The organism is Variovorax paradoxus (assembly GCF_022009635.1).
Classification (GTDB): domain Bacteria; phylum Pseudomonadota; class Gammaproteobacteria; order Burkholderiales; family Burkholderiaceae_C; genus Variovorax.
The window spans coordinates 1,673,120-1,690,699 of record NZ_CP091716.1 but is presented as its reverse complement, the minus strand read 5'-3'; the positions used below and the strand labels follow the sequence as shown (position 1 = coordinate 1,690,699).

The following is a 17,580-nucleotide window of genomic DNA, read 5'->3' as shown; positions in this document are numbered from 1 at the left end:
CTCATGGACTCGCTACCGCTCTACCGCCAGCTCGCCGCGCACTACGTGGATGCGATCCACACCGGCTCGCTCAAGCAGGGCGACAAGCTGCCGTCGCTGCGCAGCCTGATGCGGCTGCACGACATCAGCCTGTCGACCGCGCTGCAGCTCTGCCGCGCGATGGAAAGCGACGGTTGGGTCGAAGCGCGCGACCGCTCGGGCTACTTCGTGCGGCGGCCGCAGCGCATGGCCATCGCGCCCATGGAAGAGCCGGTGGCCGACGTGCCGCCCGATCCGGCGCAGTTCGTCAGCATGCGCGAGCGCATGGCCAACTTCATGGCGCGCGGGCGGCACACGGGCGTCAAGCTCAACTTCGCCATCGCCCGCGCGGCCCCCGAGCTGTATCCGGCCGAAGCGCTGCGCAACTCGATGACGCGCGCGCTGCGCCAGCGCCCGGAACTGCTGACCACCGCCTCCTCGCAGAAGGGCCACCTGCAGTTTCGCGAAGCGGTGGCGCAGCGCAACCTGCGCATCGGCATGACGGTGGCGCCCGACGAGGTGCTGGTCACCAACGGCTGCATCGAGGCGCTGAATCTCGCGCTGCGCGCCATCGCCAAGCCCGGCGACACGGTGGCCGTGGAGTCGCCCACCTTCTACGGCCTGCTGCAGGTGCTCGAGAGCCTGGGCATGCGCGCGCTCGAGATACCGACCAGCCCGCAGACCGGCATTTCCATCGAGGCGCTGGAGCTGGCCATCCAGACCTACGACGACATCAAGGCCGTGGTGGTGGTGCCGCACCTGCAGAACCCCATCGGCAGCGTGATGCCCGACGCCCACAAGCAGCGGCTGGTGCACCTGTGCGAGAGCCACGGCATCGCGCTGGTCGAGGACGACACCTACAGCGACCTGGTCGAGAGCGACACGCCGCTGCGCGCGCTGAAGTCATGGGACCGCACCGGCAACGTGATCTATTGCGCCTCGCTGCACAAGGTGCTGGCGCCGGGGCTTCGGCTGGGTTGGATCACCGCCGGGCGCTGGCATGCGCAGGTGGAAATGCTCAAGTACGCGCAGACCCGCAACAACGAGGCGCTGGCACAGATCGCGGCCGGCGAATTCATTGCGGGCGGTGCCTACGACCGCCACCTGCGCCGCCTGCGCGAGCGGTTGCATGTGCAGCGCGACCAGACGGCGGACGCCATCGCCCGGTATTTTCCGCAGGGTACGCGGCTGAACCTGCCGCGCGGCGGGCTGCAGCTGTGGGTGGAGCTGCCGCAGCGGCTGTCGTCGGTGTCGGTGTTCGACGCGGCACTGCGCGAGCACATGCTGGTGGCGCCGGGCGCGCAGTTCTCGAACTCGTCGCGCTTCGACCACTACCTGCGCATCAACTGCGGCTGGCCGTATTCCGATGCGGTCGACGCCGGGCTGCGCCGGCTGGGCGCCATCGTGAGCGAAGGCTGCGGCGTGGCGCCACCGGCCACGGCCGAGCGGCGCAAGGCGACTTCGTCCTCAGTTCAGTCGAGCAGCGCCAGGGCGGCGTAGTCGCCGACCTTGTCGCCGAGGCCGGCGGGTACCAGCAGCACGCCACGGGTCAGCGGCAGCAGCTTGCCGTCGATCTGCGCCTGCAGGCGCGGCAGCACGAAGTCGCGGTGGTGCCAGAAGACACTGCCGCCCAGGCTGATGCGCTGCAGGTCGAGCGTGATGACCATGTTGTAGAGCATGCGGCCCACGACACGGCACAGGGCCTCGGCGATTTCCAGCGCCTCCGGTTCCCCGGCCGATGCCGCATTGAAAAGTTCGGCCGCCGATTGGCCGAAGCGGTGCTCGATGGAGCTGCCGCTCACCAGCGCCTCTACATCGCCGTAGTTGCCGCAGCCGCAGAGCGCCCCGCTGGTGTCGTCGACCACGAAGCTGTGGCCTGCATGGCCGGCATTGCCGTTCTTGCCCCGAAGCGCCCGGCCGTCGACGCACAGCCCAACGCCAACGCCCGTGCTCCAGGTGGCGTAGGCGCAGTTGTCCAGGCCTTTCAGCGCACCCCAGTGGCGCTCGGCTTCCAGCGCGGCGACAGCGTCGTTCTCGACACGCACGCTGCCGAAGCGCTTGACCAGAGGGGCTTCGACGATGGCGGTCATCCAGGAATTGGGCAGCCCGCGCGAGGGGCCGGCGATGCCGCCGCAGATGTTGGGCGTGGCCAGCTCGACCAGCCCGTCGTGCAGTTCGAAAGGCCCGGTGGAAGAAACGCCCACGCGGTCGATGCTGGCCGGATCGACCCCCTGCTCCGCGCAAACCTCTTCGATCATGCGAATGATCTGCACCGCCACCGCGTCGTTGTCGCCCGTCTTGGCGGTCGGCTCGCTGCGGCGGCCGACCAGCGGCGCCTCGCTCGAGGGGGAAAGGCTCACGGCCACCTTGGTGCCACCGATGTCTACGCAGGCTCTCATTGCGGGGGTCTTCTCTCTCAGGTCAGGGGCGCCGCTACAGCAGCCGCGCGACCAGCGCCGCGATCATGCTGAGCACCACGGTGCTGGCGATCGGCAACTGCCACTCGCGGCCGAAGGCGCGAAACTCGAAATCGCCGGGCAGTCGTCCGAAGCCGAAGCGGCGCAGCCAGGCGGTCAGACCGCTCATGAGCACCAGGGCAAGGACGACGACGATCAACCAGCGGAACATGCCCGACAGTCTAGGCCGAGAGCAGGGCCATGGCTTGTCGGTGAAGTTCGGGCGTTGCGGCGGCAATCACCCTTCCGTCGGACTTCAGGCCCAGCGGCTGGCCCTGCCAGTCGGTGATGACGCCGCCGGCCGCCTCGATCAGCCCGGCCGGGCCGAGGTAGTCGTAGGGCTGCAGGCCCGTCTCGACCACCAGGTCGATGGTGCCGCCGGCCAACTGCGCGTAACCGTAGCAATCGCCGCCGAAGCGGCGCATCGCGCACTGGCGGCTGAGCTTGTCGAAGGCGGCCCAGTCGGCGGGCGCGAAGATGTCGGGCGAGGTGGTGACGATGCGGGCCTTGGCCACCTCGGTGCAGTTGCTCACGCGCACCGGCTGGCCGTCGCGCGTGGCGCCCTTGCCGGCCTGGCCGATCCAGCGCTCCTTGAGCACCGGCATGTCGACCATGCCGAGCACCACGCGGCTGCCTTCCAGCACGCCGATCAGCGTGCCCCACAGCGGCGAGCCGGTGATGAAGCTGCGGGTGCCGTCGATGGGGTCGAGCACCCAGACGCGGCCGGCGTCGAGCCGCTCGGGGCCGTGCTCTTCGCCGTAGATGCCGTCGGCCGGCACGCGGGCGCCGAGGATCTGGCGCATCGCCGTCTCGGCGGCGCGGTCGGCCAGCGTGACGGGGCTTTCGTCGGCCTTGGTGATGATGTCCAGCGGCGTGCGGAAGTAATGCATCGACTGGGCGGCGGCGGCATCGGCCAGTGCCTCGGCGATCGGCGAGAGGTCGGGAGAGGAAGAACTCATGGGAAAGGAGGAAACGCGTGCCAAAACCTGCGATTAGACCCGAGCCGAAGCGGGTTTGGCACGCCGGGGCGACCGAGGCCCATATCAGGGACGGTGGCGGCTAGCGCTGCTGGCCCCAACGGCGTACCGTAAGCCGCTCCAGCGTCTTGAAGCCCAGGCTTTCGACCAGCAGGCCGATCAGCACCACCATCGCCAGGCCGGCGAACACGCGGTCGGTGTACAGCTCGTTGCGGTTCTGGAAGATGTACCAGCCCAGCCCGCCCTTGCCCGACGAGGCGCCGAACACCAGTTCGGCCGCGATCAGCGTGCGCCAGGCAAAAGCCCAGCCGATCTTCAGCCCCGACAGGATCGACGGCAGCGCGGCCGGCACCAGGACCTGCAGCACGTAGCGCAGGCCCTTGAGCCCGTAGTTGCGCCCGGCCATGCGCAGGGTTTCGGGCACGCCCTGGAAGCCCGCATAGGTATTGAGCGCCAGCGGCCACAGCACCGAATGGATCAGCACGAACACCAGGCTGCCCCGGCCCAGCCCGAACCACAGCAGCGCCAGCGGCAGCAGCGCGATGGCGGGCAGCGGGTTGAACATGGAGGTGAGCGTGTCCAGCAGGTCGCGGCCGATCTGCGTGGACACGGCGAGCGTGGTGAGCGCGAAGGCCAGCAGCACGCCGGCCAGATAGCCCTGCAGCAGCACCGCCAGCGAGATGCGCACCTTCTCGATCAGCTCGCCGCTGGCCAGCCCCTCGACCAGCGCGCGCGCCGTGGCGGTGAAGGTGGGCAGCAGCAGGTCGTTGTCCTGCCAGCGGGCCGCCAGCTCCCACAGCACCGCAATGACGACGAGGATCAGGCCCTTGCGCAGCCAGGCTTGCGACCAGATGCGCGTGCCCAGCGGCAGCGTGCGTTCGACCGGCAGCTCGGTGAAGGGCTCGAGCTGGCGCTCGTATTCGGGGCGGATGGGAGGCGTGAGGGTGCTCATGGTGTATTGCTCCTTCTCCCTCTGGGGGAAGGTTGGGATGGGGGCAGGCGGAGCGCCCGATGGATGCGCCGCTTGCCCCCACCCCTGCCCTCCCCCGGAAGGGGAGGGAGAAAGGCCGGGCTCATGGCGCAGTCACTGCTTGCTGCTCTTCCTCGAACAGCATGTCGTGGATGCGCCGCGCCGTGCCCTGGAATTCGGCGCCGCCCAGGCTGTCGAGCGAAAAGCCGTGGCTGTTGATCTCCGCACGCATGCGCCCCGGATGCGGCGACAGCAGCGCGATGCGGTTGCCCACCACCAGCGCCTCTTCGATCGAATGCGTGACGAACAGCAGGGTGAAGCGCACCTCGTCCCACAGCTCGAGCAGCTCCTGCTGCATCCTGCGGCGGGTGAGCGCGTCGAGCGCGGCGAAGGGCTCGTCCATCAGCAGCACGCGCGGCTGCATCGCCAGCGCGCGGGCAATCGCCACGCGCTGCTTCATGCCGCCCGAAAGCTGGTGCGGATGCACGTCGGCGAATTTGGACAGGCCCACCTTGTCGAGGTAATGCAGCGCACGTTCTGCCGCTTCCTTCTTGCCGAGCGTGCGCGAGGCGAGCAGCGGGAACATCACGTTCTGCTTCACCGTCTTCCACGGCGGCAGCTGGTCGAACTCCTGGAACACCACGATGCGGTCGGGGCCGGGCTGCGTCACGCGCCGGCCTTCGAGGCGGATCTCGCCTTCGACCGGCGCGATGAAGCCGGCCACGGCCTTCAGCAGCGTGGACTTGCCGCAGCCCGAAGGGCCGAGCAGCACGAAGCGGTCGGCGGCATGGACGTCGAAGCTCACGCGGTGCGTGGCACGGACCACGCGCTCGGGGGTGCGGTATTCGAGGCTGACGTTGTCGACTTGCAGCAGCGGTGCGTTGGCGTCATGCTCCCTCCCCCGCTGGGGGAGGGCTGGGGTGGGGGCGGACGGCGCCTGCTTGGCCACCGCTGCGCCTGCCCCCATCCCGACCTTCCCCCAAAGGGGGAAGGAGTCAAACCCGGAACGCACCTTCGCCGTGCTCATCAATTCCCCGACGAATTCTGCGCATCGTCGAAGAAATAGTCCTTCACCGAAGCCGGCTTGTTCTTGATCGCGCCCACCCGGTGCATGAACTCCGCCAGCGGATAGGTGTTCTGCGGCGTGGTCTTGAACTGCACCTCGGGGTTCTTGATGATCTTCAGCAGCAGTTCGCGGTCGAGCTTGGCGTTGCTCACCTTCAGGTAGATGTCCGCCGCCTTCTCCGGATTGGCAGTGACGAACTTCGCCGCCTCGTCGAGCGCATCGACGAAAGCCTTGTAGGTCTTCGGGTTCTCGCTGCGGAATTTCTCGGTCGCGTAGAGCACCGTGGCCGACGACGGCCCGCCCAGCACCTGGTACGAGTTGAGCACGATGCGCGCATTCGGGTTGCCCGCCAGCTCCTGCTCCTGGAACGGCGGATTGCCGAAGTGGCCGGTGATCTCGGTGCCGCCCTTGATGATGGCCGCCGCTGCGTCGGGGTGCGGCACCGCCACGCTGATCTTGTCGAGTTTGTTGAACTCCTTGTCGCCCCACAGCTTGGCCGAGGCGAACTGCAGCACCCGCGACTGCACCGACACGCCCACGGCGGGCAGCGCGATGCGGTCCTTGTCGGTGAAGTCGGCGATCGACTTCACATTCGGGTTGTTGGTCACCAGGTAATACGGGAAGTTGCCCAGCGAGGCCACGCCCTTCACGTTCTGCCTGCCCTTGGTGCGGTCCCACAGCGTGAGCAGCGGCCCCACGCCGGCGCCGGCGATCTCGATGTTGCCGGACAGCAGCGCGTCGTTCACCGCCGAGCCGCCCGAGAGCTTGACCCATTCGACCTTGGCATCCACGCCCGCGGCCTTCGCATGCTTCTCGATGAGCTTCTGCTCCTGCGCCACATTGAGCAGCAGGTAGACGATGCCGAACTGCTCGGCAATGCGGATCTGGCCCTCGGCGTGCGCGGCCAGGCTGCCGGCCAAAAGACTGAGGCCGGCGGCGAGCGCGGCGGCTTTGCGGGTGAAGCGGTTCATTGCAATGGGTCTGGAAAAAGAGCGGTCAGAAAGGCGTGTCGCCGACGATGGTGGTGCGGTTGAGGCGCCTGCGCAGGTGGTCCGGCGTGCCCGCCGCCAGGTGCATCAGCGAGCGGTTGTCCCAGAACACGAGGTCGTGCGGCGCCCATTGGTGGCGGTACACGAACCCCGGCTTCACGCTGTGCGCGAACAGCTCGGCCAGCAGCGCATCGCTTTCAGCCTGCGGCAGGCCGACGATGCGCGTCGTGAAATGCTCGCTGACGAACAACGCCTTGCGGCCCGTCTCCGGATGCGTGCGCACCACCGGCTGAACGGCGGGAGCGACCTGGTCGATCTGCGCTTGCGAGAGCTTGGGCCGCCACGGGTTCTTTGCGCGCAGCTCTTCGTACTTGGCGAGATAGCTGTGCTCGGCCGTCAGCGGCAGGATGCGCTGCTGCAGCTCGGGGCTCAGCGATTCCCATGCGAGATGCTGGTCGGCGAACAGCGTGTCGCCGCCTTCGCTGGGCAGCTCCTGCGCGTGCAGCAGCGAACCGAGGCTGGGATTGGGCTTGTACGAGATGTCCGAATGCCAGTACACGCCCGCGTCGCCCAGGCCGATGGGCTCGCCGTTCTCCTTGATGTTGGAGACGATCAGGATCTCTGGGTGGTTGTTCAGCTGGAACTGGTGCAGCACGTGGATTTCGAGCGGGCCGAAGCGGCGGCTGAAATCGATGTGTTGCTGCGGGGTGATCTGCTGGTCGCGGAATACCAGGACGTGGTGGTCGAGGTGCGCGCGGTGGATGCGGGCGAAGTCTTCGGCGTTGATCGGCTTTGCGATGTCTAGGCCGATGATCTCGGCGCCTACGGGGGCGGCGAAGGGGCGTACTTCGAAATGCTGTGCGGCGGCGGTTTCGGCCACGCTGCTGGTAGGAACGGCAGTCATGGCGGGCAATGTAGGTCGCGAGGAGCTGTTCGCCAACGAACTCTTCGTTGCTAGCTTATGACTTTGTAATTTTGGTGGTGATGGGTTTGTTTGTTTCCCGGGGCCGGGTCTCGGCCCGGCGGCCGAGCTACTTTCTTTTGCTTCGCCAAAAGAAAGTAGCCAAAGAAAAGGCGACCCTGCTGTCTGCGTCCCTCCGCTTCGCTGCGGGCAACCTGCGGTGCTTGACTACGGCGGGGGTCCGCAGAACTCGCTTCGCTCAAACAGCTGCGGCCCTGATCCCGCCTACGTCTGCGCTCCTCGGCGCAGCCAGAAGGGCTTGGAAACCGAACACGCCATCGCTTCGCTCGGCGCGAACGGCACAACCGCGCAGCGGCTGTGCCGCGTGGGGGCCAAGCGCAGCGATGGCCCGTGTTGTCTTCACCCCCTCTGGCTGCGCCGAGGAGCGCAGCGTTTCGCGGATCAGGGCTCGCCCTTGTTTGAGCGAAGCGAGTTTGGGCGAGACCCCGCGAAACGCGAGCACCGCAGGTTGCCCGTAGCGAAGCGGAGGGTCGCAGACAGTGGGGTCGCCTTTTCTTTGCTTACTTTCTTTTGGCGAAGCAAAAGAAAGTGAGTCGCCCGCCGGGGCGAGACCCGGCCCCGGGCAGCAACGCAATCACAAGCAATCAAAGCGTATGACTGCGATCCCCCTCAACAAACCCCATCGCATCCCACCCCTCGCCAACAGCAAACCCGACGACCTTGAACAGCTCCCCCATCTCATGCTCATGGATCAGCCGCGCCGCCATGGCCCGCTCGGCAGTGCTACCGAGTTCCATCCTCCCCAGCAACCCGCAGTTCAGCAGAAACCGCGCCTGGCTCGTATAGCCCAGCACAGCAAGCCCCGCATCCTGCCCCGCAAGCGCAATCCCCGTGAAGTCCACATGCGCAGTGATGTCCTTGTAGCCCACGTCGGACAGCGGATCGCCGTCCGCCTGGTGCGCGCGGTGGCACATCACCGTTCCCATGTGCCGTTGCGGGTGGTAGTACTCGGCCTCGGGAAAGCCGTAGTCGATGAGGAAGGCCGCGCCCTTCTTCAGCCGGTCCGCCAGCGTGGCGATGAAGGCCTTGGCCTGCGGATGGATCTCGGTGAGGTAGTCGTGCTCGCCGGGCACCTCGACCGGCGGGCGCAGTTCGGTCGGCCGGTCGGCCCAGGCCCAGCCGTCGCCCTGCGGATTGCGCACCACGCCTCGCTCGAACCACTGGCCGCCTACGCGCGCCAGCAACTGCACCGGCATGGCGTCGAGCACTTCGTTGCCGACGACCACGCCTTCCATGGCCTCCGGCAGTTCGTTGAGCCATTCGACCCGGTCCGCATAGCGCACCAGCGCCTGCTGCTGCCGCTCGCGCAGCGTGCCCGACAGGTCGACGATGCGGTAGCGCACGTCGGTGCACCCCATCTCGTCGAGCGCATGCAGCAGCTGCACGGCCAGCGCGCCGGAGCCCGCGCCGAATTCCCATACCGTGGAGGTGCCGGTCTTCTCCAGCGCCTCGGCCACCTGGGCGGCCAGCGTCTGGCCGAACATCGGCGTGAGTTCGGGCGCGGTCACGAAGTCGCTGCCCGAAGACGGCATGTGGCCGAACTTGGCGGAGCTGTTGGCGTAGTAGCCGAGGCCGGGCGCGTACAGGGCCAGCGCCATGAAGCGGTCGAACCCGATCCACCCGCCGGCGCGCTCTGCGGCGCGGGCGATCAGGTGGTCGAGGGCGGTGGGTAAACTGTTCGGGGTCTGTGTCGTCACCCCCCGATTCTCCCTCCCCCAGCATGAGCGCCGCTTTTTCCTCCCCCGCCCGCCGAACCGTTCTCGTCACGGGCGCCGGCCGCAGGCTGGGACGCGACATCGCACTGGCCCTTGCAGCCGGTGGCTGGCAGGTGGCGGTGCACTACCGCAGCTCGCTCGCCGACGCCGAGAAAACGGTGGCCGAATGCGCCGCGCTCTCCGGCGACTCGGCCCTCTTCTGCGCCGACCTGGAAGACGAAGCCGCCACGCGCGCCCTGCTGCCCCGCGTGGTCGCGCGCTTTCGCGGCGTCGACGCGGTGGTGCACAGCGCCGCGCTGTTCGAGCACGACGAAGCCGCCACCTTCAGCTATGCGCTCATGGAGCGCCATGCGCGCAGCAATACCGGCGCGGCCATCCTGCTGGCGCAGGCGCTGAACGAACACGTGACCGCGCGCGATGCGCAAGGCGCGGTGGTACACCTGCTCGACCAGAAGCTCTGGAACCCGAACCCCGACTTCCTGAGCTACACGCTCTCGAAGGCCGCGCTCGAAGCCGCCACGCCGATGCTGGCGCTGGCGCTGGCCCCGCGCGTGCGGGTGGTGGGCGTGGCGCCGGGCCTCACGCTGGCGAGCCACATGCTCGACGACGACAAGTTCGCGCAGCTGCACAAGCTGTCGCCGCTGGGCCGCTCCTCGACCCCGGCCGACGTGAGCGCCACGGTGAAGTTCGCGCTTGAGAACAGCTCGATCACCGGCACCACGCTGCTGGTGGACGGCGGCCAGCACCTGATGAAATTCGAGCGCGATTTCTCGCTCATGTGAGCACCACCACCATGTCCACCCCTTCTTCCAGCCCCGTGGCCACGCCCACGCAGGGCCGCCAGACACTCACCCTCCAGGGCCTGCGCTTCGACGCCAACCTGGGCATCCTCGACCACGAGAAGACCGCGCCGCAGCCGATCCTGGTCGACGCCGAACTCAGCCTCGGCCCGCAACCGCTGCTGCCGCAGGACGACGACATCTTCCACGTGCTCGACTACCGCAAGGTGCGCCGCATCATCATCGACGAGTGCACCGCCGAGCACGTCAACCTGCTCGAGAGCCTGATCGGCAAGCTGGTGCAGCGGCTGCTGCAGCTGCCCGGCGTGGTGGGCGTGCGCGTGAAGATCGCCAAGCTCGAAATCTTCGACGACTGCGAGGTGGCGATCCGCATGGAAGCCGGCGAGTGGTAGCAGGAACAGGCAGGCTCAGGCCGCCGGGCAGGCCACCGCGGGCTTGACACCGGCCGCCGGCCACATGCGCACGGCCAGCGCGCCGAGCGCCGACAGCGCGGCCATCAGCGCCACGCCGGGCCAGCCCCACTGCGCCAGCACCAGGGCGCCGAGCGCCGACCCTGCCGCCATGCCGACGAACACGCCGGTGAAGAACACCGCATTGAGCCGGCTGCGCGCAGCGGGGTCGATGCCGTAGACGATGGTCTGGTGCGCGATCAGCGCAGCCTGCAGGCCGAAATCGAATCCGATGGCGCTGGCCACGATCAGCCACAGCCGCGCGGCGGGCGCCATCAGCGGCGCGAACAGCATCGCCGCGAAAGACACCACCACCAGCGCCGCGCCCAGACGGATCACCAGCTCGGGTCCGCGGCGGTCGGCAAGGCGCCCGGCAATCGGCGCCGCCAGCGCGCCCGCCGCGCCGGCCAGCCCGAAGGCGCCGGCGGCGGCGCTGCCCAGGTGGAACGGCGCGCCGTGCAGCATGACCGCCAGGGTCGACCAGAAGGCGCTGAAGCCGACCGACAGCAGGGCCTGCGCGAAGGTGGCGCGGCGCAATGCGCCGTGGCGCTTCCAGAGCTTGGCCAGCGAACCCAGCAGCGCGCCGTAGCCCAGCTGCGTGGTCGGGCGCAGGTGCGGCAGGCCGCGCGCGGCGGCTGCGCCGATGAGCGCGATGCTGGCCGCCGCCACGAAGAACATCGCGCGCCAGCCGAAGTGCTCGGCCACGAAACCGCTGAGCACACGCGACAGCAGAATGCCGAGCAGCAGCCCGGTCATCACCGTGCCGACGATCCGGCCGCGGTGCGCCTCGGGTGCCAGCATGGCTGCGGCGGGCACCACGTCCTGCGCCATCGTGGCCGACAGGCCGATGGCCAGGCTCGCCACCAGCAGCAGCCCGACAGAGGGCGAGAAGGCCGCGCCGAGCAGCGCCAGCACCAGTACCGAGGCCTTGACGAGGATGATGCGGCGCCGGTCGAAGCGGTCGCCCAGCGGCGCCAGCAGCAGGATGCCCAGCGCATAGCCCAGCTGGGTGAGCGTGGGCACGAAGCCCACGGCGCGCGCCGAGGCGCCGATGTCGGGACCGAGCACGCCCAGCATGGGCTGGCTGTAGTAGAGCGCCGCCACGGCCAGCCCCGCGCTGGCGGCGAGCAGGAAGATCAGCGGATTCGACGGCCCCTCATGCGTTCTTTGAATGGAAGACATGGTATTAACCCTTGGATTTGAAAAGCAGGGCTGGAGTGTGCGCGGCGGCCCTCCTCGAAGGTAGTACCTCGCCACGAACAATTGATATACGCTGCGCGTATGGCAAAGCCACCTTCCAGCCCTTCCACCGCCGCCTCCGCCGCCTCCGCCGACCGCATCGAACTGATGCAGACCTTCGTGCGCATCGTCGAGGCCGGCTCGCTGTCCGCCGCGGCCGCGCAGATGGGCACCACCCAGCCCACCGTGAGCCGACGCCTGCAGACGCTGGAGCGCTCGCTGGGCGTGCGGCTGCTGCAGCGCTCCACCCACGCGATGAAGCTCACCGAAGACGGCGAGCGCTGTTTCGACCGCGCCCGGGAGCTGATCGTGAGCTGGAACGCCTTCGAGGCCGAAGTGCGCGGCGCCGGCGACCAGCCCGAGGGACGGCTGCGCGTGGTGGCGCCGCATGTGTTCGGGCAGAAGCTGCTGGTCGGGCCGCTGGCCGCGTATCTGCACCGCTACCCGCAGACGACGGTCGAATGGCTGCTGCACGACGGCCCGCAGGACCGCACGCCCGACTTCATCGCCGAGGGCGTGGACTGCGCCATTCGCGTCGGCGAGGTGACCGACCCGTCGGTGGTGGCGATCAGGCTGTCCGAGGTGCCGCGCATCGCGATCGGCGCGCCCTCGCTCCTGGGCAGCGGCCCGCCGCCGGTGCATGCCGGCGACCTGGAGGCCCTGCCCTGGCTGGCCGCGCGCAACTTCTACCGCACCGAGGTCGTGCTGACCCACGAGACCACGGGCGAGGTGTACCGGGTGCAGATCCGCCCGCGCATGATCACCGACAGCCTCAACGCCCTGTGCAGCGCGGCGGTGCTGGGCGTGGGCGTCGGCGTGCTGTCGACCTGGATGCTGGCCGAGGAACTCGCCGCCGGCCGGCTGGTGCACCTGGCGCCGCAGTGGCAGGCAGCCCATGCGCCGGTGTACATGGTGTACCCGTACGCGCGCTTCTACCCGGCGAAACTGCGGCTCTTCGTGGAGGCGATGCGCACCGCCTTTCCCGCCGCGTAGCGGGCGGAATGGGGATCGGGGACAATCACCCCCTTCCCCCGACTCCCCGAAGTACCCTGCCCATGAACGCCGTCTGGATCGACGAGGCGCCCGCCGCCGCCGACGCCACTGCCAATTCCCTCAAGATCGAACGCGAGACGCACAAGCTCGAAAAGCGCCTGTGCCGCCAGGTCGGGCAGGCCATCGTCGACTACAACATGATCGAAGAGGGCGACAAGGTCATGGTGTGCGTCTCGGGCGGAAAAGACAGCTACGCGCTGCTCGACATCCTGCTCAAGCTCAAGGCCCGCGCGCCCATCCACTTCGACATCGTCGCGGTCAACCTCGACCAGAAGCAGCCCGGCTTTCCCGAAGAAGTGCTGCCCAAGTACCTGAGCGATCTGGGCGTGGACTTCCACATCGAGAACCAGGACACCTACAGCATCGTCAAGCGCGTCATTCCCGAGGGCAAGACCACCTGCGGCCTGTGCAGCCGGCTGCGCCGCGGCATCCTGTACCGCGTGGCCGACGAGCTGGGCGCCACCAAGGTCGCGCTGGGCCACCACCGCGACGACATGCTGCAGACCTTCTTCCTCAACATGTTCTTCGCCGGCAAGCTCAAGAGCATGCCGCCCAAGCTGGTGAGCGACGACGGCAAGCACATCGTGATCCGCCCGCTGGCCTACGTGGCCGAGAAAGACACCGTGCGCTGGGCCCAGCACCGCGAGTTCCCGATCATTCCGTGCACCCTGTGCGGCAGCCAGGAGAACCTGCAGCGCAAGCAGGTCGGAGAGATGCTGCGCGAGTGGGACAAGAAGTACCCCGGCCGCGTCGAGAACATGTTCACCGCGCTGCAGAACGTGGTGCCTTCGCACCTGCTCGACGGAACGCGGCACGATTTCAAGGGTCTCAAGGCGACCGGCGTGGCGGATGACGACGGCGACAAGGCCTTCGACACGCCTTCTTTCGACTTGCTCTCCCAGGCACCCTCAGCACTGCGCATCGTCCAGGGCTGACCGGGCAACCCAGGGGAATTTTGGGCAGCCCTTGCCCGGAGACCCTCATGAAACGTGCGCTCTCAGCTCTTCTTCTCACGGCAAGCCTGACCGGCTGCGCCACCTCCTGGGTGGTCGACAGCGATGTGAAGAGCTTCTCCTCCCTGGCCGCGGTGCCGCCCGGCGCCACCTACCGTTTCGACCGCCTGCCCTCGCAGCAGGCCGACGGCGCAAGGCAGGACTCGCTCGAGGCGATGGCAGCCGCCGCGCTCGACAAGGTCGGCCTGCGCCGCGACGACGCCCATCCCCAGTACAACGCGCAGATCGGCGCCCGCGTGACGGCCGGTCTCTCGCCCTGGGCCGACCCGTGGCTCTACGACGGCCCCTGGGGCTACGGCTGGGGCGGCGGCTACGGCTACTACGGGCGCCGCTGGTACGGCGGCGGCTGGTATGGCGGCCCGGCGTTCGCGCCGCCGGCAAACCCCTGGTACGAACGCGAGGTGAGCATCGTGCTGCGCGAGGCCGGCTCCAACCGCGTGGTCTACGAGACCCGGGCGCGCAACGACGGCCCCTACACCTCGAGCGCCGCCGTGCTGCCGGTGATGTTCCAGGCCGCGCTGCAGGGCTTCCCGAACCCGCCGCAGGGCGAGCGCCGGGTGAACATCGAGCTGCCGACGGCTCGAAAGTAGCGCCTTCTAGAATCCCGCGGATGGAAGAAGCCACCCGTCTGATCGCCGTTCGTCACGGCGAAACCGCCTGGAACGTCGACACCCGCATCCAGGGCCACATCGACATCGGGCTCAACGCCACCGGCCTCTGGCAGGCGCAGCGCGCAGGCGCGGCGCTCGCCGACGAGCCCATCGGCGTGGTCTACGCCAGCGACCTGTCGCGCGCCTGGCAGACCGCCCAGGCCATCGCCGAGCCCCACGGCCTGGCCGTGCAACCCGAGCCGCGCCTGCGCGAGCGGGCCTTCGGGAACATGGAAGGCATGAGCTTCGCCGAGATCGAGGCCACGCTGCCCGTGCAGGCCAAGCGCTGGCGCGAGCGCGACCCCGAGTTCGAGCCCGAAGGCGGCGAAAGCCTGCTGACGTTCCGCGACCGCGTGACCGGCGTGGCCGCCGAACTGGCGGCGCGCCATCCGGGCGAGCTGGTGGTGCTGGTGGCACACGGCGGCGTGATGGACGTGCTCTACCGCGCCGCCACCCGCCAGGAACTGCAGGCGCCGCGCACCTGGCAACTGGGCAATGCCGCCATCAACCGCATGCTGTGGACGCCGGAGGGCTTCAGCCTTGTGGGCTGGAGCGACACCGCGCACCTGGTTGCCGGCAGCACGCTCGACGAAACGACGACCTAGCGGGCCTTCGCACCGCGACCTTCCCGTGCGCAACAAGGCGCAACCGGGACAGAAGCGATCTTCTGAATGAAAAGAATAAATTCCAAGCCCTCGGCCTATGCCAGCTGGGACGCCTCCCTGGCCCTCTCGACCCCCTGGGTCGAAGCCACCCATCTGGGCAGCGTCATCAGCCTGCCCGCCGGGGAAGTGCTGGCCCGCGAGGGGGAGCGGCACAGCTACTTTTATCTGCTGCGATCCGGATTCGTTCACTCGACCATCCAGCGCAGCAATGGCGCGGAATTCCTGCTCGAGATATTCGGGCCGGGCGCCATCTTTGGCGAAGGCCCGGCATTTGCCGACCTGCCTCGCCCGACCACCACACGCGTGGTCGCGCCCGCCACCCTGAGCCGCTATCTCCCCGGCGATATCACCAGGAAATTCGCCGCCATGCCGGAGTTGGCGAATTCGCTCATTCAAATGCTCGGCTTCAAGAATCACATGATTGTTGAAAAACTTGCCGGCGTTGCATCGGCGGCGCCCAAGGAGCGGGTGGTGGATTTGCTTTTGCGTATTGCACGATTGCAATCGAATGGCGATTCCCAATTGACGCAGGAATCGACGAATTTTCAGGTCGATCTAACGCACGAGAAAATTGCCGCCATGACGGCGCTGAGCCGGGTCACCGTGACAAGAACCCTGAACTCGCTGGCGCACGAAGGGGTGATTGAAACACGGGCCAAACGGGTCATCATCCACGACGCTTCGGCATTACGTCGTTTGCATTACAAAAATAGTTAGCTTCCTGTATCTCTGGATACCACGAAAAACCAGACTTGGCGCCATTATCTTCCTCACAATCCTAGGGGAAATGATGGTAGAGGTAAGAAAATGGGCGGTTGAAGATATCAACCGCACGACGCCCAACCTCGCGGCGATAAAGAAATTCTCCACCGGAGACCGCGCGGGCCTTCGGTTCGAGAATTTTCTGCAGGAATATCAGGTCGACCTGATATTGCATGCCATTTCAAAGATCGGCATCGAGTATTACGACGGTGACGACAAAGCCGGAGGCGTCGTTCGCAAAGGCAAGCTCGGGCCCAATTTCTTTCGCTTCAAATCGGATCACAGCGAATACTTTCGCCGAGCGCGCATCTTCGAGAAGGTATTCGAGGAGCGCATTCTCACGCTGGTCAATTTCTTCCCCCGTGTCCAGGAAGTGGCGTCGAAAACGTTTTCCTTGCCTCCCGCCGTCGCCGAGCATAACGAGCGGCGCATGATGAACTTCACGGTACGCGCCTTGCCGGAGGCGCCCATTCATCGGGACTGGATGCCGGGCGAAAACTGCGGGCTTTCCTTCGCGTCGCGCCTCAGCGATCAGTTTGCCTGGAACATTTACCTGAAGACGCCTAGGTCCGGGGGACAGACACGCATCTACAAGGAGCAGGATACCGCTCAGGCCGCCAGGGGAGGCGAATATGTCGATGTCGCGCCCCGTGTCGGAGATTTGATCATCTTCCGGTCCACCCAGGCCCATTCGGTATTGCCGAGCGATGGAGAACGCCTGACCTTGTCCGGTTTTTTCGGAATCACCCCTGAAAAACTCCTGTTCTGGGTGTGAGCGCCTCGATGGAGAAATCCCTGTCCGCACCCATGGGAATTTCCCATGGCTGGATCGCGGCATTGCCTTTCATTCCCAAGGTGCTGGTATTCGGTCTTATCGTGGGCGTTGCCAGCAAGAATGCCGATTGGTCATTGGGTGAATTGATTTTTGCGGCATTGAGCGTCAACGCGGCCACCGCCCAATTGGCCGCGCTGGAATTCAACAATTCCTTTCATATAGGCGCCCTGATTGCGTTGACCGTCGGGCTCAACGCGAAGCACCTTCTTTTCACGGCCTCGCTCTGGCCTTATCTAAAGAATTCTGGCAAATGGCGCGCAGCATTGGCAGCGGCAATGGTCACCGACAGCAGCTGGACCGCATGCCATATTGCCGCCCAGCGCGGCCCGATCAACGCCAACTTCATTCTGGGCAATTCATCCGCATTGACCTTGGCCTGGACGGCCGGATGCATTGCCGGATTTCAATTTGGCGCCATTTTCACGCCGCAAATGCTGTATCGCTTTGGAATGGACGCGCTGGTCCCGCTTTCGATGGCCCTGCTGCTGCCCATCGGTCTGCGAAAAAACCCGCACCACCTGGCGCCGGTTGCAATCGGCGCCGTGGCCGGGCTGGCTTGCTGGTGGCGAACCGATCAGCAGGCCGCGGCGGTGCTGTTGGCCGGCCTCGTCGGCATGGCGGCGACGCTGTGGATCAATAGGAGAAAGCGGGCATGAACGCCATCGTCGTGATGGCGCTGGTCACGATCGCGATCCGCCTGTCGGGGCTGGGCGCCGCGCGATGGCTGTCGCGCTGGCCGGCGGCCGAGGTTGCCCTGTCGAACGCCGGCCCCAGCCTGATGGGGGCCTATCTGCTGATTCAGATCTGCATCGCGCCGACCCTGCTCTTGCCCGTGGTCGTCACCATGGCCGTGGCGTGGCGCTTCGGCGGGCTGCAGATCGCCTTTCTGGCAGGCTGGCTGGCGCTCATGGCTGCGCGCCATCTTTGAAGAACGCTATTGC

At 67.2% G+C, this 17,580-nt stretch carries 20 protein-coding genes; 11 read left to right on the top strand and 9 right to left on the bottom strand.

Translation table 11 applies throughout. From position 1 onward, the window contains the following. The first annotated feature begins 3 nt into the window (after window positions 1-3). Window positions 4-1,518 carry a PLP-dependent aminotransferase family protein gene (locus tag L3V85_RS07955; protein ID WP_237678778.1) on the top strand — a complete coding sequence of 505 codons (1,515 nt, stop codon included), beginning with the start codon at window positions 4-6 and terminating at the stop codon, window positions 1,516-1,518. Here the strand turns inward: L3V85_RS07955 and L3V85_RS07950 are convergent. The 8 genes from L3V85_RS07950 to L3V85_RS07915 form a co-directional block, all read right to left on the bottom strand. Next, a complete protein-coding gene (locus L3V85_RS07950) occupies window positions 1,491-2,417 on the bottom strand; it encodes an ROK family protein (RefSeq protein WP_237678777.1) in 927 nt (308 codons plus the stop codon). The genes L3V85_RS07955 and L3V85_RS07950 overlap by 28 nt on opposite strands. A 34-nt stretch (window positions 2,418-2,451) precedes the next feature. Beyond that, window positions 2,452-2,646 carry a DUF2905 domain-containing protein gene (locus L3V85_RS07945; RefSeq protein WP_056509065.1) on the bottom strand — a complete coding sequence of 65 codons (195 nt, stop codon included), beginning with the start codon at window positions 2,644-2,646 and terminating at the stop codon, window positions 2,452-2,454. 10 nt (window positions 2,647-2,656) lie between these two features. Further along, on the bottom strand, window positions 2,657-3,433 hold the full coding sequence (gene hisN / locus L3V85_RS07940) for a histidinol-phosphatase (protein WP_237678776.1): 777 nt from the start codon (window positions 3,431-3,433) through the stop codon (window positions 2,657-2,659). A gap of 100 nt (window positions 3,434-3,533) precedes the next feature. After that, a complete protein-coding gene (locus L3V85_RS07935) occupies window positions 3,534-4,403 on the bottom strand; it encodes an ABC transporter permease (protein WP_237678775.1) in 870 nt (289 codons plus the stop codon). 121 nt (window positions 4,404-4,524) lie between these two features. Continuing rightward, window positions 4,525-5,388 carry an ABC transporter ATP-binding protein gene (locus L3V85_RS07930; protein ID WP_237678774.1) on the bottom strand — a complete coding sequence of 288 codons (864 nt, stop codon included), beginning with the start codon at window positions 5,386-5,388 and terminating at the stop codon, window positions 4,525-4,527. A gap of 59 nt (window positions 5,389-5,447) precedes the next feature. Continuing rightward, complete coding sequence (locus L3V85_RS07925) at window positions 5,448-6,458, bottom strand: ABC transporter substrate-binding protein (RefSeq protein ID WP_237678773.1); 1,011 nt, start codon at window positions 6,456-6,458, stop codon at window positions 5,448-5,450. Between the two features lie 25 nt (window positions 6,459-6,483). Continuing rightward, complete coding sequence (locus tag L3V85_RS07920) at window positions 6,484-7,380, bottom strand: TauD/TfdA dioxygenase family protein (RefSeq protein ID WP_237678772.1); 897 nt, start codon at window positions 7,378-7,380, stop codon at window positions 6,484-6,486. A gap of 662 nt (window positions 7,381-8,042) precedes the next feature. Next, the gene (locus L3V85_RS07915; protein ID WP_237678771.1) at window positions 8,043-9,155 is read right to left on the bottom strand and encodes a class I SAM-dependent methyltransferase; all 1,113 of its coding nucleotides are present in this window, start codon (window positions 9,153-9,155) and stop codon (window positions 8,043-8,045) included. 23 nt (window positions 9,156-9,178) lie between these two features. Here L3V85_RS07915 and L3V85_RS07910 point away from each other — a divergent pair, with 23 nt between their 5' ends. Both L3V85_RS07910 and L3V85_RS07905 read left to right on the top strand, forming a co-directional pair. Further along, the gene (locus L3V85_RS07910) at window positions 9,179-9,955 is read left to right on the top strand and encodes an SDR family oxidoreductase (protein WP_237678770.1); all 777 of its coding nucleotides are present in this window, start codon (window positions 9,179-9,181) and stop codon (window positions 9,953-9,955) included. Between the two features lie 11 nt (window positions 9,956-9,966). Continuing rightward, window positions 9,967-10,365: a dihydroneopterin aldolase gene (locus L3V85_RS07905; protein WP_237678769.1), complete on the top strand. Its 399-nt coding sequence runs from the start codon at window positions 9,967-9,969 to the stop codon at window positions 10,363-10,365. Window positions 10,366-10,380: 15 nt separating this feature from the next. Here L3V85_RS07905 and L3V85_RS07900 read toward each other — a convergent pair whose 3' ends face one another. Further along, window positions 10,381-11,604 (bottom strand): MFS transporter, encoded by a 1,224-nt coding sequence (locus L3V85_RS07900; RefSeq protein ID WP_237678768.1) that lies wholly within the window; start codon window positions 11,602-11,604, stop codon window positions 10,381-10,383. A gap of 99 nt (window positions 11,605-11,703) precedes the next feature. Between L3V85_RS07900 and L3V85_RS07895 the strand changes: the two genes are divergently transcribed. The 8 genes from L3V85_RS07895 to L3V85_RS07860 all read left to right on the top strand — a co-directional run bounded on the left by L3V85_RS07895 (window position 11,704) and on the right by L3V85_RS07860 (window position 17,567). After that, window positions 11,704-12,654, top strand: coding sequence for a LysR family transcriptional regulator (locus L3V85_RS07895; protein ID WP_237678767.1), 951 nt, complete (start codon window positions 11,704-11,706; stop codon window positions 12,652-12,654). Between the two features lie 62 nt (window positions 12,655-12,716). Then, window positions 12,717-13,649, top strand: a complete 933-nt coding sequence (gene ttcA, locus L3V85_RS07890; protein WP_237678766.1) for a tRNA 2-thiocytidine(32) synthetase TtcA — start codon at window positions 12,717-12,719, stop codon at window positions 13,647-13,649. A gap of 47 nt (window positions 13,650-13,696) precedes the next feature. Then, window positions 13,697-14,317: a DUF4136 domain-containing protein gene (locus L3V85_RS07885; protein ID WP_237678765.1), complete on the top strand. Its 621-nt coding sequence runs from the start codon at window positions 13,697-13,699 to the stop codon at window positions 14,315-14,317. A 20-nt stretch (window positions 14,318-14,337) separates the two neighbouring features. Next, window positions 14,338-14,982, top strand: a complete 645-nt coding sequence (locus L3V85_RS07880) for a histidine phosphatase family protein (protein WP_237678764.1) — start codon at window positions 14,338-14,340, stop codon at window positions 14,980-14,982. A 66-nt stretch (window positions 14,983-15,048) separates the two neighbouring features. Beyond that, complete coding sequence (locus L3V85_RS07875) at window positions 15,049-15,759, top strand: Crp/Fnr family transcriptional regulator (protein WP_237678763.1); 711 nt, start codon at window positions 15,049-15,051, stop codon at window positions 15,757-15,759. 70 nt (window positions 15,760-15,829) lie between these two features. Beyond that, a complete protein-coding gene (locus tag L3V85_RS07870) occupies window positions 15,830-16,579 on the top strand; it encodes a 2OG-Fe(II) oxygenase (protein WP_237678762.1) in 750 nt (249 codons plus the stop codon). An 8-nt stretch (window positions 16,580-16,587) separates the two neighbouring features. Continuing rightward, complete coding sequence (locus tag L3V85_RS07865; protein WP_237678761.1) at window positions 16,588-17,295, top strand: AzlC family ABC transporter permease; 708 nt, start codon at window positions 16,588-16,590, stop codon at window positions 17,293-17,295. Further along, the gene (locus tag L3V85_RS07860) at window positions 17,292-17,567 is read left to right on the top strand and encodes a hypothetical protein (RefSeq protein WP_237678760.1); all 276 of its coding nucleotides are present in this window, start codon (window positions 17,292-17,294) and stop codon (window positions 17,565-17,567) included. The genes L3V85_RS07865 and L3V85_RS07860 overlap by 4 nt, the downstream gene beginning before the upstream one ends. The last annotated feature ends 13 nt before the right edge of the window (window positions 17,568-17,580 follow it).